This is a genomic window from Pseudomonadota bacterium (assembly GCA_026388255.1).
GTDB lineage: Bacteria > Desulfobacterota > Syntrophorhabdia > Syntrophorhabdales > Syntrophorhabdaceae > JAPLKB01.
In genome coordinates this window covers 1-14,013 of the sequence record JAPLKC010000092.1, presented here as the reverse complement: position 1 = coordinate 14,013, position 14,013 = coordinate 1, and the positions used below count along the sequence as shown (strand labels likewise).

Genomic DNA, 14,013 nt, shown 5'->3' with positions numbered 1-14,013 from the left:
TATCTGTTGGGCTTTATTTTTTATCTTCCCGTTATGCCCTACCATAAATTCTATATTAAGCCTGCCTCAATGCATCCACGATATTCATCCGCGATGCCCTTAAGGCAGGAAGCGCCCCGCCGATAAAACCCATGATCAAAGAAAACACGAGGGACTTGAAAGCAATATTAAAATTAAGGGAAAAGTTAAAGGCAAGCTCGGAGAATGTCTGGAAGTTCATAGTGGATATAGTAAAGAACTGTAAAAATGAAGCAAAAAAGAGCCCTGCGAGACCTCCTGCGAGACTGAGAAGCAATGATTCCAAAAGAAAGGCGCCCAGGATGCTTCTCCTTTGAAAACCTAAAGCTCGCATAGTGCCTATTTCTGCAACCCTGCTTGCCACTGATGCATACATTGTAATCATGGCGCCGATAACTGCCCCAAGGGAGAACATCACAGTCAAAGACATCCCGAGGATGCGCAGGAACTTTGCCATTATCTCCGACTGATCAGCATAATATTTCGTTTCTCTTTTTACTTCATGGTTCATGCGGGGGTCTTTTTCAATCCGTTCCTTAAGTTTTCCAAATTCAGAGGAATCCTGCAACTTGAAGACAAGAGATGAATATACCGGCCTTCGGAATGCCTGCATAAGCTGGTCGTTATCGCCCCATATTTCGGAATTATACCCTGTATTCCCTGCATCAAATATGCCCACAATTGTCCATTCACGCATACCGAATCTGAGTCTCTCGCCTACATTGATTCCTTGAAAACGTTTTGCTACGCTCCAACCTGCCGCAACCTCAGAAGAACCCGGTTTGGGCATGTGTCCTTCTACAAGCTGAACCTGAGGGCGCAGCTTCAGAGATGCATCCCCGACCCCTCTTATCGTCACATTTGACTGTTTATTGTCGCCCTTCTTGGGGAGCGAAATGAGCACATTCAGCTCCTTTGCAAAGAGCGGTTTTCCGTCTATTCCAATGGCCACCTGTGGGTCTGACTCGACTATCGAGGCCTGTGAACGCGAAACCCAGCTCATCATCTCTGCACCTGAACCCTTGCGTATTACCACACCATTGTCATAAGAACCTGTGTCTACAAGCGTTTTTTCAAGACCATGGGCCATCATCAGAATTGTGGTAAAGACAAACACCACAAGCGCCATGCCCGAAGCAGTCAGTATAGTAGTGACCTTGCGTGTCAGCAAGTTCTTTGCGCTGTATGAAAAGGGGATAAACATCTTACCCGATCCTCCGTAAACCATCGGCAATAGGGGTCTTTATGCTGCGCCAGGTGGGGATAACGGATGCGAGTATGCCGACAAGTATAGAGAATGTAATATCCAGAAGTATTGTATCCATAGTGACATTAAACGTAGGGAAGTAAGAGCCTACAGTATTCGCAAATGTCCTTGCAGCCGGAAATGTCAGAATGATGCCCGCCGTGCATCCCATCATGGTTATAATAAAGGACTCGCCAAAGAGCAACCCTGCAATGCGCCAGCCCCCGAACCCGAGTGTCTTGAATACCGAGTATTCACCGATACGTTCACGGGCCGTCATATTAATAGTATTTGCCACTACTGCAAGAATAATCACAATTACGATGAATGTAACGAGTCTCAAGGCGGTAATAATCGCATCAGACATGGAGACAAAACCCAGTTGAAAGGCCTTTTCGGTTTCTGTCAGCGTTTCGGCAATGGAATTATAAAAGGTTTTATCCACCCTTGTGGCGACATCTGCAACAAGATCAGGACTTGTTACTTCAATTACATAGTGGCCTACCCGGTCTGCCCTGGCAGGCACGGTTTTTTTAAGTATCTCGTTCAGATAATCAAAATGAAAGAAAAACTGGCTGTCGTCGGTATTTTTATCCCTTCCTTTGTATATACCGCGCAGAACAAACTCCCAATTACCCGGATATATAGTCCCTTTAAGGGTTACTATATCCCCTATCTTCCAGCCGTATTTTTTCACGAGTTTTGCCCCTGCCGCGAATGCTTTTTTGTCACGGAGAAATGCCGCTTTTTCGTCGGGCTTGAATATATATTCAGGATATTGTTCAAGGAAGGTTTTAGGCTCAACAGCAAAATTCGCAAAAAAATTCTTCTCTTCAATATAAAAACCGCCAAACCAGATTCCATATGATACAAGCTTTACCCCTTCTATCTGGCGGATTTTCTCTTTGTAAGAAATCGGGAGAGTTAGAATTATCGATACAGCATGTCTTGTAACAAGCCTGCTTGCGGACGATGCCTGAACCCCGGCATACCATGCGTCAATGACCGTTCGCAAAAGACCGAAGGATAGAATTGCAATGGCAACACTCAAAACAGTGAGACAGGTTCGAAGTTTGTGACGGAAGGCATTCTTGATGAGCAGCTTAATGATGTACATTATGGATTATTGTTCAGAACACCCTTGTCGAGATGTTTTAATAAGCGCGCCTTTCCTGCTGCACGGGGATCGTGGGTAACCATTATGATTGTCTTGCCTGATTCAATGTTGAGGCGCTCCATTAATGCCATGATCTCTTCTGCCGATACACGATCCAGGTCTCCGGTAGGCTCATCGGCTACAAGGATTGTCGGGTCGGTAATTATAGCCCTCGCAATAGCTACACGCTGCTGCTGCCCCCCTGAAAGCTGACCGGGATAGTGGTCCATGCGGTCGGCAAGATTTACTATCTTGAGCGCCATCTCGACATGTTCTCTTCGGGCTTTTTTTGGAAGATTTGTCAGAAGCAACGGCAGTTCTACATTGTCAAAAGCGGTGAGAACAGGGATCAGGTTGTAGAACTGGAATACAAACCCGACATGAACCCCGCGCCATTTTGCAAGTTCAGTCTCGGACAATGTTGTAATATCTATGCCGCCTACCCGGATTATGCCGCTGTCTGCCTTGTCGATTCCGGCGATGAGATTTAAAAGCGTGGACTTGCCCGAACCTGACGGTCCCATGAGCGCGAGGAATTCTCCTTCACGAATGTCGAATGTGATATCGCTCAGTACCGTTATTGTCTGGTTCCCGCGGTGATATGATTTATTGAGATTAATTACCTCTACAATAGGCACAGCATCGTTCATCTATCTCTCTACAACCTTTATCTTTGAGCCATTCCTGAGTTTTTCCGGGGGATTTATCACTACTTTATCCCCTGCCTTCACCCCGCTTGTAACCTCGCTCATTTCACCGAAGGCTCCACTGATGGTTACAACGGTCTGCAAAACACGATCCCCTTTAACGAGAAAGACCGTTTTCTTGCTGCTGCGATCAAGAATAGCCTTGTTTCCAATGAGTGTTCTTGGTTTCTCATCGCCGGCCCCAACCGGTTTTGAGAGGAAGGCAACCTTTGCGCTCATTTCCGGGAGGATACGGGCATCCTTGTCTATAAAGCGAACCTTTACCATTACTGTTGCCTTGCTCCTGTCGGCAGTAGGGACGATCATGTGAATAATCCCCCGGAACCTCGAATCCGGAAGGGCATCAAGCTGGATTTCACAAGGCTGGTCCACACTGATTTTTTGAAGGTTGGACTCGGAAACATCGGCTTCTACCTGAAGCGAATTCATATCTGCTATTGTTACAACAGCAGCCTTTGCATTTGCGGCAGCCCCCAAAGGGGTTATAATATCGCCGATGTCGGCGTTCTTTGTCAGCACAATGGCGTCAAAGGGGGCGCGTATCAAGGTATAGCCAAGTATTACCCGTGCATTTTCGAGCCCTGCAGTATATGCTTTCACGGAAGCCTCTCCGCCGCCAACTGCAGCCATAGCCTTTTTATAACGTGCTTCTGCCGTATCATAGGATGCCTTTGTAGTGAACTCCTTTTCCAAAAGGTTCTTCTCACGGTTAAAATTGATGCCTGCATCGTTGAGCTCTGCCTTAGTCTGTTCAAGATTTGAACGTGCAACCTCAAGATTGGCAGCAGCCTGTTTCTCCAAAGCAATAGTATCATCGTTTTCAAGCCTTGCAATGATTTCTCCGTTCCTGACCTTGCTCCCTTCCTCGACAAGAAGAGATACAATCTTGCCGGTTATTTTGGATGCTACTGCGGCTTTTCGCTGCGGCACAACATAACCGCTGGCATTCAATAAGGTAAAGGTCTGAGATGGGTAAACTTGTGATACAGTTGCAACATCAACCTGAATGGCCAGGGTGAATATCCCCTTCACATAGAGGAGCAGGGCCATTAAAACAACGAATGCCGTTGCTGTCCAATAAAACAATTTCTTATGCGATCCCTGCCGCATGACAGGCTGAGACTTGTCTATCTTCAACTTTGAAAGATCTTCATCAGCCATCTATATTACTCCTTCTATACGGATTTGTCTTTGCCGGTCCTGCACCCGGGACATCCGTTCCTGTGACATGCGTAAGATTCAATGTCAAATCTGACTTTTCGCGTCCACACGTTGTTGCGCAGGCGCTTACTCCGGAGAATTGAAGCAGAGGCATACTGTGCCTGTATGCTTCTCCAAAAACTAATGCTATAAAGATATTGGATGATTGTATATATTTTTGTAGCATTTTGTTTATTAATTATGGATAATTTACCTTATTCATATTGAAAGTGACAACAAAAAAGGGGATATTTGATCTATATCGTTTTTAGGAGGGGTAAGTGAGGGTATATTTTTGGGGGACACGGGGTTCGTTGCCTGCTTCTTACACATCGGAAGTAATCAGAAAAAAAATATTCAGTGCCATCAAAGCATCAAGCAGCATAAGTCTGCGTACAGACGAGGAGGTTGAGAAGTTCGTTTATAAAGGGCTTATCAACAAAAGTCTTCCCTTTTCTGCAATCGGCAGCTACGGCAGCAATACCTCATGCATGGAAATAGATGGTGGAGAAGAGTATATACTCTGTGATGCCGGAACAGGGTTGAGAGACTTCGGAAATTATGTTTTAAAATCTTCCTCTCAAGGAAGACAGAACAAAACTAACGTATTCAATATTTTTATATCGCACCTCCACTGGGATCATATACAGGGATTCCCCTTTTTTACTCCTGCCTTTATTCCAGGAAACCGTGTTAATATTTACGGATTTCATAAAGAGCTGGAGCAGGCGTTTGTAACACAACAGGGATATCCTTTTTTTCCGATACCTCTTAAATTATTGAGTGCAGATATAAAATTTACTATGCTGGAAGAGAATAAGGATTATGAGATCGCAGGCTTTACTGTGAAAGGTATAAAGCAGAACCATCCGGGTGATTCCTATGGCTACAGATTCGAAAAAGACAGTAAAAGTATTGTCTACTCGACTGATTCAGAGCATAAGGAAGATGCCTATGATGAAGAGTACGCTTTTATTAATTTCTTCAAAGATGCCGATATGCTTATTTTTGATGCTCAGTATTCCTTGCTGGATGCGATTTCTGCAAAGGAAAACTGGGGTCATTCGAATAATATCATAGCTGTAGAACTGAGCGTAAAAGCCGGTGTAAAGCATTTGTGCATCTATCATAACGAGCCTACTTTCGATGATGAAAAACTGGATGAATTTTTGGAGGATACAAGGCGGTATCTGAGAATTTATACAGAAACATCTCCACTCATAATAGACATTGCATATGACGGTATGCAGGTTGAATTATAGAAGAAGGTTGTAATCCGCTTTACATGACGCTTTTCCTGTGTTAATAAAATGCAAAAATAATGCTAAGGTGAAAAATGATTACCGGAATAGGAAGCTTCCCTTTTACAGACATAGATGAGGCAATTGATGTAATCTTTTTTGCATGTCCGGAGATACCTTTTTGGCCGCAACTGCCCAAAAGATCTCAAGCGGAGAATATGTACACTACTTTTCTTGAATCAGTGCCGTGCATTGTCATTGATGAAAATAACGATACAGTTTTTATTAATACGGAAGAGACAAAGGGCATAGAGCAGTTCTATGAAGATTATTACAGTGGAAACCTTGAAGCTTTTCGGGTTTCGGACAAGGTAGCCCCCGGTTTTTACAGGTTTTTGGAGAGGCTCAAAGATATACAGGGCAGGTTCAGCTTAATTAAAGGGCAATTGACAGGACCATTCAGCATGGGGCTTGGCCTGAAGGATGAAAAAGGTAAGCCTGTTATATACAACCACGGTTTTTTTGATATCATTAAAAAGGCTTTGAACATGAAGGCTAAATGGATGGTCAGTGCCATCAAGGCTATATATCCTGAAAAGGATGTAATCATTTTTTTTGACGAGCCCTATATGGTTTCTTTCGGTTCTGCCTATGTTTCTATATCAAAGGAAGAGACGATCTCCCTTCTGAACGAGACCCTGGAAGGGGTTGAGGCAAAAATGGGCGTTCACTGCTGCGGAAATACGGACTGGTCCGTGCTGTTTAATGCGAATGTCGATATTGTAAACTATGACGCCTACAACTTTTTGGAGACGATATTTTATTTTAAGGATGACCTGACAAAGTTTCTGAAAAGAGGCGGATGGATATCCCCTGGTTTTGTGCCTTCGTCAGAGGAAGTATTGAATGTATCAATAGAGGATATTGTAAAACTTATGAACAGGTTCGCAGAGCTTATGAAGGGACTTGGTCTGAAGTCTGAAAGCAAGGACTGGCTCTTAACGACAAGCTGCGGCCTGGGCAGCCTGAACATCCCTGAAGCCAAAAAGGCCATGGAACTGCTGAAAGAGCTTTCCTCTTAAAAGAACTGTTGCCTGTTACCATTAATTTTATATACAAACCCGCACCAGGCATTTTTCTTCTCTGTTTGCATGAGCAAAAACGGATTAAAAAGCGGGATCAACTTTCTGCTTTCCTTTCCCAATATGCCGGAGATGATAATGCACCCGCCGTTTTTTACAAATCCCTTTATTTTTTCTGAGTAACGGGTAAATGTCCTTATGTCGAGGTTTGCCAGTACAATATCGTATGTCCCCGAGACATGCTGAAGATCTGCGCAGGCAAGGGATATTTTGTCAGTATTGTTAATAATGATATTCTTTTTCGCAGAAAATACAGTGTCAGGATCATTGTCTATAGCAATGACTTTTTTTGCACCGAGAAGGACAGCATATAGAGAAAGTATCCCTGAGCCGCACCCGAGATCAAGGACGCTTTTGTCCTCCATGACCGCATATTTCATCAGTTTCATCATGATCCTTGTTGATTCATGCCGGCCTGTTCCAAATGCCATACCCGGTTCGATGACGATGGATTTCCCATTTGTTTTTTGTTTATTCCAGGGGGCCAGGATGGTTATGTCGTCAATCCTTATTGGACGAAAATATTTTTTGGTCAGGCCGGCATAGTCCTGCTCTTCTTCTTTGTGAATGTCGATTTGTTTAATGTTGATTTTCAGCTTTTGAAGGTATTCAAGGTATGTTTCAATATTATTCGGATAGGATTTTATAACAATATCATTGCCTTTTTCTTCAATCCAGATACCGGAGTTTGATAAAAGACCGTATATTTCCTCGGGGAGCAGCTCGTCTGCCCCTTTTTCTACCAGGATGTCCACCCGTGTTTTAAATGTTTTTTGTACGGATTTCACAAATATTTGTCATCCATGCCGATAAGTTTTGCAGTGAAGAGGTCGTTGAGTTTTTGCTTTATTTCTTCATACATTGGGATGGAGTATGCTGCCCATTCTGGATGCGTCATAGCCGGTAAAATCTTTTATATGGGTTAACAGGACAGGTTGTTCAAAGAACGCAAGAAAGCTCTTCACATAGGCGCTATGAAAGTGTTCTTTCGGTATAACCATATCAAACCTTTCCTTGAAAAGTGGTATAAAATTCAAACCGAGCATATGCGCTAAATGTATAACACCGAAAGAAACGTCTGAATTACCCTTTATAACATTCAAACCTGCCTGCAGGTGCGACTCTACTTCGTTGTCGTAACCCTTGATATCTGAAGGGTCAATCTTCTTTTCACGGAGCAAAAAGTCGAAAAGCAGCCTTGTTCCGGAGCCCTGGTTTCTATTTACGAATGCCGCCCCTTTGGCGGCGATGTCTTCGATGGAGCTTATCCCCTTCGGATTATTTTTCTGGAGATAAAGACCCTGTTCCCTGAAGAACATTTGGATTACCGTATAGTCGTCCCCGGAAAGGTATCTGTCTATATATGAAGTATTGTATTCCTTTTTTTCTATATCCAGAATATGGACGCAGGACATGGTGGCAGCGCCCTTTTTTAATACTTTCAGTCCATTTATGCTCCCGACAGGTGCATAGTAGATTGTGGAATGGTTTTTGCTGTTATATACGTCAATAATCCTCCGGAGGAGGATATCATCACTACCTGCTATAAAGATATTTTCTTCCCTTGCAGCGCTCTCCAATATCCATTTGTCAATCATCTCTTTGGTGAATGCTATTTTGCCGCCAATTTTAATGTGGGGCAGCTTTGATTCCTGGACAAGCTTATAAATTTTTTTCTCGTTTATTTTTAAATATTTTGACAGGTCTCTGGCGGATATGATCTCCATATATGCATTATAACTGAAAGAAAGGATATTATCAAATTTAAAATACCTGTGTTGACATTAATATTATGTCGGCTAAGTTCAGATTGGTAAGTGTATGGTATAATTGTTATATATGGTAATTGATAGTAATAATTGGTGTCAAGATTACATCATTGTCTTGATTAATGCAGATAAATTCATTATTCTTATTAATTGAATTCATATTTTAAGCTTGCCCGAGGAGGATAAACTATGAATCGTTGGTTTTATACAATTTTGTTTTTCAGCTTGTTGTTTATTTCGAACTTAAGCAGGGCCGAAGGCAGTAAATTTATCCTTTTGTCAAGCACTATAGGCCCTATTGATTCAGGTATTGTCGGTATTCTGGAAGATCAGTTTGAAAAAGAGAAAGATATAAGGGTACGCCACGTTGGAGCAGGCACAGGTGCAGCTCTGGACATGGCACGTAAGGGTAATATTGACCTGGTAATGGTTCATGCCAGGTCTCTTGAAGAGAAATTTATACAGGAGGGATTTGGAACCCAGAGGATAGACCTCATGTATAACGATTTTGTTATTGTAGGCCCCAAGGACGACCCTGCCGGCATCAGGGGAATGAAGCAGGCTACGGAAGCCCTGAAGCAGGTTTCTGCAAAAGGCGCAGCATTTATTACCAGGGGAGATAAATCGGGAACGTATATAGCGGAGATGGCATTATGGGAGAAGGCAGGCATAAAGCCTGCGGGCGCATGGTATATTGTTTATGAAAAAGGCGCAGAGGGGAACGTGCCCACACTTCGTTATACAGACCAGAAGAGCGCATATACGGTCATCGACAGGGCAACATTTCTTTCGATTAAGGACACAATCAAGCTTGTTGTGCTCGTGGAAGGTGATGAAGTCCTTTTAAATTACATCTCTCTGATCCCTGTAAATCCGAAGAAATTTCCTAATGTAAACGATAAGGATGTAGCAATTTTTGTCCAATGGCTCACAGCGACGGACAAAGGTCAGGCTATTATCAGGGACTTCGGTAAAGATAAATACGGCAGCCCGCTTTTCTTCCCGAATTCAAAGGAATGGAAGGATGCTCAAGGGTTAAAAAAATAATATTATTATAAAGGAGCAAGAGTTATGAAAAAGTTGGTAAGTTTATCTTTAGTTGTATTGGCAGTATTTTTATTGTCCGGTCTTTCACCTGTTCAGGCAATAGAGAAGAATGTCATTATGGCTACCACTACGAGTACGCAGGATTCAGGTCTTCTGGATGTGCTTTTGCCAGTTTTTGAAAAGAAGACAGGCTATTTTGTGAAGACTATTGCTGTCGGTTCAGGCCAGGCTATGGCAATGGGCCAGAAAGGAGAGGCCGATGTGCTGCTTGTGCATTCTCCTGCTGCCGAGCAGAAGTTTGTGAAAGAAGGATATGGAGTTAACAGGCGACTTGTCATGCATAATGACTTTATTGTTGTGGGGCCGTCTTCAGACCCTGCAAAGATCAAAGGCATGAAATCCACTATAGATGTTTTCAAAAAAATAGCTTCCACAAAAAGTCTTTTCATGTCAAGGGGCGATAATTCTGGAACCAACTCAAAGGAAAAGGAGATCTGGAAGGCGGCAGGCATTAAGGGTGAGGGCGAGAAGTGGTATCAGCAAACAGGTCTCGGTATGGGTCAGACGCTGAACGTTGCTTCAGAAAAAGCAGCATATACCCTTGCCGACCGTGGAACTTACCTGGCATTAAAGAAAAAACTTTCTCTTGACATTCTGGCCGAAGGGGATGCTGTCCTGCTCAATATATACCATGTAATCGAGGTTAATTCCTCAAAATGGCCTAAGGTGAATACTGCCGGCGCCAGGGCGTTTGCAGATTTTATGGTATCAAAAGAGGTGCAGGACATTATAAAAACCTTTGGCGTTGAAAAATTCGGGTCAGCATTATTCTTTCCTGATGCCGATAAAAAGGTGGAGGATCTGGGGAAGTAAGCGCAAAGGCCTATGCTTTCAGGATGGACTCATAAGATAAAAAAGCAATAGAATAATATTTGATTTACAGTTAAACTTGCTTTATCATGCAGTCCACTGCAGGGTAAAGCAAGTTTTTTTTGTAACAGAGGTAAAGATGGACTTGATTTTTGAAGGGATTAAGAAGGCAATTCTACTGCTCTTTACCATGGATCGTGAAGTGCTGGAGATTACCTTCCTGTCTCTCAAGGTCTCCGGCATTGCCACAATAATCAGTCTGTTTATCGGCATATCAATTGGTACTGTTGTTGCTCTTACACGATTTCCGGGGAAAAAAATTGTAGTGAGTCTTATAAATACTGCGATGGGACTGCCGCCGGTTGTGGTCGGCCTTTTTGTTTCGATTTTTTTGTGGAGGAGCGGCCCCCTGGGTTTTCTGGGGCTCCTTTATACCCCGTTGGCGATTATTATTGCACAGTCGGTTATTGCTACCCCGATAGTAATGGGCATTACTGTTGCTGCCATGCAACAGCTTCCGAAAAAAATGAGGCTTCAGATACTTGCCCTTGGGGCAAACAGGCTTCAAATGGTCTGGATGCTTATTAAAGAGGCAAAGCTCTCTTTGCTGGCAGCAGTTATGGCAGGATTCGGCGGCGTGATTTCAGAAGTCGGCGCTTCGATAATGGTTGGTGGAAACATCAAGGGTTATACCCGCGTCCTTACAACAGCTACGGTAATGGAAACGAGTAAGGGGAATTTTGATATAGCTATTGCATTGAGTATAATATTGCTTGCCCTGGCGTATTTTATAAATATTATTTTAACGTATGTTCAGCAGAGAGAAAGGCCGAGGTGAATTTAGAATTTAGAATGTAGGATGTAGGATTTAGAATGTAGAATTGAGGATTGAAAGACTATTAACATGGATAAAAATACACACATACTTGAAGGACGTAATATTAAGGTTGAAAGAGGAAATGCACTTATCCTCGACACCCCATCATTTGTTGTAAAGGATGGTGAGGTTATATCCCTCATCGGGCCTAATGGTGCAGGAAAAACCACCCTTCTTCAAACCCTGTGCTATTTACTGAAGCCCTTCAAAGGTGAAATATATTTCAGAGGCAAACAGGTAGGCATGGAATATCCTTTGAACGTGTACCGCCGAAAGCTTGCCATGGTGTTTCAGGAACCTCTTCTTTTTGATACAACCGTTTTCAATAACGTTGCAGCCGGTCTTAAATTCAGGGGCGTCAAAGGATCGGAAATTGAAGAAATAGTTATGGAAAATCTCCAGCGCTTCGGCATCGAGCACCTCAGCGACCGTTCTGCCAGGACCCTTTCAGGCGGGGAGGCACAGCGGACAAGCCTTGCAAGGGCATTTGCTACAAGCCCGGAAATACTTCTTCTTGACGAGCCTTTTTCGGCTCTTGATCCACCCACACGGGAGTCCCTGGTAGAGGATATGGAACAGGTATTAAAAAAATCGAAGGTTACAACCATATTTGTTACCCATGATCGCATGGAAGCGCTTCGGCTTTCTCATCGCATTGCGGTAATGAGGGAAGGGCAAATACTCCAGATAGGTCCACCAACAGAAATCATGAATTATCCGGCCAGTGAGTTTGTTGCTTCTTTTGTAGGGGTAGAGACAACACTTGATGGAACAGTTGCCGGAAAAAAGGATGGCATTGTTACGATATCCGTTGCAGGACACAGTATTGAAGCTGTTAGCGATGCGAATGCCGGAGAGCGTGTGATCCTTTGTATAAGGCCGGAGCATGTTGTTATCTCTCATAATTCTGTTCGAGGATCGACAAGTTTAAGGAATATTTTTTCAGGAACAGTGTTAAAGGTTACTCTCCTCGGTCCATACCAAAAGATACATCTTGATTGTGGTTTTCCTCTGGTAGCCTATGTCACAAACGATTCAAGCAGGAGGCTTGCTCTACAGGAGGGGCAAGAGGTAACGGCATCATTTAAAGCCACAGCTATACATGTAATAGCAAAAAGAGAAGCGCATACTGCGTAACCGGTACAGGCACAGGTTGAATTGACGGTTTACGGATAGCGTGCTATACTTTGTTTATAATGAAGATTGCGGGATTTTCCCGTGAACTTATGTTGTGAAGGGAAAATACAAGCTTTAGAAACAAAATGAGGAGGTATGAGCAAATGGCAGGAAAAATATTTTACAGAGAAAGAGAAAAGTTGGAGGAAGGGAAGAAACAACCAAGATTCAAACTGGTTGCCGTAGCAGATGTGAACGTGAAAATTTACGGAAAACATCTCAGGAGAAGCGAACTCGAACAGATTGCTCAGTCAGTTGGAGCGGAGCTTGTGCTGCTTTCACATGGAGACAAAAAGTACAAAGAGGATGCGGATAAAGTGGAGGTTGAAGCCTGAACATAAATACAGTATCAAAAGGGATGCAGCAGCAAATAAATTGGAATATAGAGGTTTGATATGACCCTTATAAGAGAACGGGACGGTCGCCGTCTGCATATCAAGAGTAAGCTCATGGGTGAAAGCCTTGTAGGTAAAGCTTTTGTTGAGGAATTGGAAATAGCTCCACAGGCGAGGCTTTTCCCGGATGTGAATGTCCTCAAGATTGGCGGTCAATCTATCTGCGATAGGGGCGCCAAGGCACTTCCTGCGATTATTCATGAAATTATTGAGAACAGCAAGAATCATAAGATGCTCATTACAACCGGTGGCGGCACGAGAAGTCGTCATATTTACACGATTGGTCTTGAGCTTGGTATGCCGACGGGTATTCTGGCAAAATTCGGAAGTTCCATATCCGAACAAAACGCGCTGCTTGTTTCAATGCTTCTTGCACAACACGGCGGAATAAAAATCGGTCACGATGAGATTGTCAAACTTACCAATTATTTTGCACAGGGGTGCATTCCGGTTATGCACGGTATGCCCCCCTATGACTACTTCGCATTGCCTCCGGTTAAAGGACGTATCCCTGTTCATCGCACGGATGTAGGTACACTGCTTATGGCAAATCTGATTGGCGCCCGTAAATGTATCTTTGTTAAAGATGAGAAAGGTCTATACACGGATGACCCAAAGAAGAATCCCCAGGTTGAATTTATCCCTGAAATTGGCGCAAGGACCTTGATGGATAAGGATTTGGAAGATCTTATCATTGAACGTCCATGCCTTGAAATTCTCCAGAACAGTGAGGTCCTTACCGAACTTCAGATCATCAACGGTCTGGAGGAAGGGAACATAACACGAGCCCTGAACGGGGAACGTGTGGGGACAATTATCTTTAAAGAGTAAAATATAATGTTTGGCTCCCTGTTTATTTGAATCAATAGATTCCTCGAAGCTCTGCTGCGGGGTAGTTCATTGGAGAGCTTCCGCAGGAGATTTAATTCGATTGAATATAGGGCTATAAAATAAAAAAAAGGGGGGGTGAATGCCCCCCTTTTTTTAACTGAATATATCCGGAGCATTGCCTTTAGAACGTGAAGAGGAAATCCACCTGCCCCAAATGTTCCGTAGACGCGTTACCATTTCTATTAGTGGCTGATGGAACCGGTCGAACTGTCCAGGTATTGTAATAATTCAGCCCGAGGCTTATATTTTTTGTAAAGCCGAAGGCGGTCTTAATCCTG

Annotated in this window: 15 protein-coding genes; 8 read left to right on the top strand and 7 right to left on the bottom strand. The window is 43.4% G+C overall.

Annotated features, from left to right (window positions below; genetic code table 11):
- Positions 1-55: 55 nt before the first annotated feature.
- From NT178_13940 to NT178_13920, 5 genes are read right to left on the bottom strand one after another with little or no spacing between them, the layout of a single operon-like run.
- A complete protein-coding gene (locus NT178_13940; GenBank protein MCX5813628.1) occupies positions 56-1,222 on the bottom strand; it encodes an ABC transporter permease in 1,167 nt (388 codons plus the stop codon).
- Position 1,223: 1 nt separating this feature from the next.
- Positions 1,224-2,381 (bottom strand): ABC transporter permease, encoded by a 1,158-nt coding sequence (locus NT178_13935; GenBank protein MCX5813627.1) that lies wholly within the window; start codon positions 2,379-2,381, stop codon positions 1,224-1,226.
- Complete coding sequence (locus tag NT178_13930) at positions 2,381-3,070, bottom strand: ABC transporter ATP-binding protein (GenBank protein MCX5813626.1); 690 nt, start codon at positions 3,068-3,070, stop codon at positions 2,381-2,383. The genes NT178_13935 and NT178_13930 overlap by 1 nt, the downstream gene beginning before the upstream one ends.
- Entirely contained in the window at positions 3,071-4,288 is a 1,218-nt protein-coding gene (locus tag NT178_13925) for an efflux RND transporter periplasmic adaptor subunit (GenBank protein ID MCX5813625.1), read from the bottom strand.
- Entirely contained in the window at positions 4,281-4,514 is a 234-nt protein-coding gene (locus NT178_13920) for a hypothetical protein (GenBank protein MCX5813624.1), read from the bottom strand. The genes NT178_13925 and NT178_13920 overlap by 8 nt, the downstream gene beginning before the upstream one ends.
- A gap of 94 nt (positions 4,515-4,608) precedes the next feature.
- Here NT178_13920 and NT178_13915 point away from each other — a divergent pair, with 94 nt between their 5' ends.
- Both NT178_13915 and NT178_13910 read left to right on the top strand, forming a co-directional pair.
- Positions 4,609-5,589 carry an MBL fold metallo-hydrolase gene (locus NT178_13915; protein ID MCX5813623.1) on the top strand — a complete coding sequence of 327 codons (981 nt, stop codon included), beginning with the start codon at positions 4,609-4,611 and terminating at the stop codon, positions 5,587-5,589.
- 74 nt (positions 5,590-5,663) lie between these two features.
- On the top strand, positions 5,664-6,650 hold the full coding sequence (locus NT178_13910; protein MCX5813622.1) for a hypothetical protein: 987 nt from the start codon (positions 5,664-5,666) through the stop codon (positions 6,648-6,650).
- Here NT178_13910 and NT178_13905 read toward each other — a convergent pair.
- Both NT178_13905 and NT178_13900 read right to left on the bottom strand, forming a co-directional pair.
- The gene (locus NT178_13905) at positions 6,647-7,498 is read right to left on the bottom strand and encodes a 50S ribosomal protein L11 methyltransferase (GenBank protein MCX5813621.1); all 852 of its coding nucleotides are present in this window, start codon (positions 7,496-7,498) and stop codon (positions 6,647-6,649) included. The genes NT178_13910 and NT178_13905 overlap by 4 nt on opposite strands.
- A 66-nt stretch (positions 7,499-7,564) precedes the next feature.
- Positions 7,565-8,437 carry a helix-turn-helix domain-containing protein gene (locus NT178_13900; GenBank protein MCX5813620.1) on the bottom strand — a complete coding sequence of 291 codons (873 nt, stop codon included), beginning with the start codon at positions 8,435-8,437 and terminating at the stop codon, positions 7,565-7,567.
- A gap of 231 nt (positions 8,438-8,668) precedes the next feature.
- On the opposite strand from NT178_13900, the gene NT178_13895 reads away from it, so the two are divergent.
- The 6 genes from NT178_13895 (at position 8,669) to NT178_13870 (ending at position 13,675) form a co-directional block, all read left to right on the top strand.
- Positions 8,669-9,526 (top strand): substrate-binding domain-containing protein, encoded by an 858-nt coding sequence (locus tag NT178_13895; protein MCX5813619.1) that lies wholly within the window; start codon positions 8,669-8,671, stop codon positions 9,524-9,526.
- Positions 9,527-9,550: 24 nt separating this feature from the next.
- Positions 9,551-10,399 carry a substrate-binding domain-containing protein gene (locus NT178_13890; protein MCX5813618.1) on the top strand — a complete coding sequence of 283 codons (849 nt, stop codon included), beginning with the start codon at positions 9,551-9,553 and terminating at the stop codon, positions 10,397-10,399.
- Positions 10,400-10,535: 136 nt separating this feature from the next.
- Positions 10,536-11,234: an ABC transporter permease gene (locus NT178_13885; GenBank protein ID MCX5813617.1), complete on the top strand. Its 699-nt coding sequence runs from the start codon at positions 10,536-10,538 to the stop codon at positions 11,232-11,234.
- A gap of 66 nt (positions 11,235-11,300) precedes the next feature.
- Entirely contained in the window at positions 11,301-12,410 is a 1,110-nt protein-coding gene (locus NT178_13880; protein ID MCX5813616.1) for an ABC transporter ATP-binding protein, read from the top strand.
- A gap of 143 nt (positions 12,411-12,553) precedes the next feature.
- Complete coding sequence (locus tag NT178_13875) at positions 12,554-12,784, top strand: hypothetical protein (protein ID MCX5813615.1); 231 nt, start codon at positions 12,554-12,556, stop codon at positions 12,782-12,784.
- 60 nt (positions 12,785-12,844) lie between these two features.
- On the top strand, positions 12,845-13,675 hold the full coding sequence (locus NT178_13870; protein ID MCX5813614.1) for a uridine kinase: 831 nt from the start codon (positions 12,845-12,847) through the stop codon (positions 13,673-13,675).
- The last annotated feature ends 338 nt before the right edge of the window (positions 13,676-14,013 follow it).

Coding starts and splice junctions, on each gene's coding strand:
- NT178_13885 (MCX5813617.1), top strand. CDS start 10,536: ATGGACTTGATTTTTGAAGGGATTAAGAAGGCAATTCTACTGCTCTTT.
- NT178_13930 (MCX5813626.1), bottom strand. CDS start 3,070: ATGAACGATGCTGTGCCTATTGTAGAGGTAATTAATCTCAATAAATCA.
- NT178_13910 (MCX5813622.1), top strand. CDS start 5,664: ATGATTACCGGAATAGGAAGCTTCCCTTTTACAGACATAGATGAGGCA.
- NT178_13870 (MCX5813614.1), top strand. CDS start 12,845: ATGACCCTTATAAGAGAACGGGACGGTCGCCGTCTGCATATCAAGAGT.
- NT178_13875 (MCX5813615.1), top strand. CDS start 12,554: ATGGCAGGAAAAATATTTTACAGAGAAAGAGAAAAGTTGGAGGAAGGG.
- NT178_13925 (MCX5813625.1), bottom strand. CDS start 4,288: ATGGCTGATGAAGATCTTTCAAAGTTGAAGATAGACAAGTCTCAGCCT.
- NT178_13880 (MCX5813616.1), top strand. CDS start 11,301: ATGGATAAAAATACACACATACTTGAAGGACGTAATATTAAGGTTGAA.
- NT178_13935 (MCX5813627.1), bottom strand. CDS start 2,381: ATGTACATCATTAAGCTGCTCATCAAGAATGCCTTCCGTCACAAACTT.
- NT178_13895 (MCX5813619.1), top strand. CDS start 8,669: ATGAATCGTTGGTTTTATACAATTTTGTTTTTCAGCTTGTTGTTTATT.
- NT178_13890 (MCX5813618.1), top strand. CDS start 9,551: ATGAAAAAGTTGGTAAGTTTATCTTTAGTTGTATTGGCAGTATTTTTA.
- NT178_13920 (MCX5813624.1), bottom strand. CDS start 4,514: ATGCTACAAAAATATATACAATCATCCAATATCTTTATAGCATTAGTT.
- NT178_13940 (MCX5813628.1), bottom strand. CDS start 1,222: ATGTTTATCCCCTTTTCATACAGCGCAAAGAACTTGCTGACACGCAAG.
- NT178_13900 (MCX5813620.1), bottom strand. CDS start 8,437: ATGGAGATCATATCCGCCAGAGACCTGTCAAAATATTTAAAAATAAAC.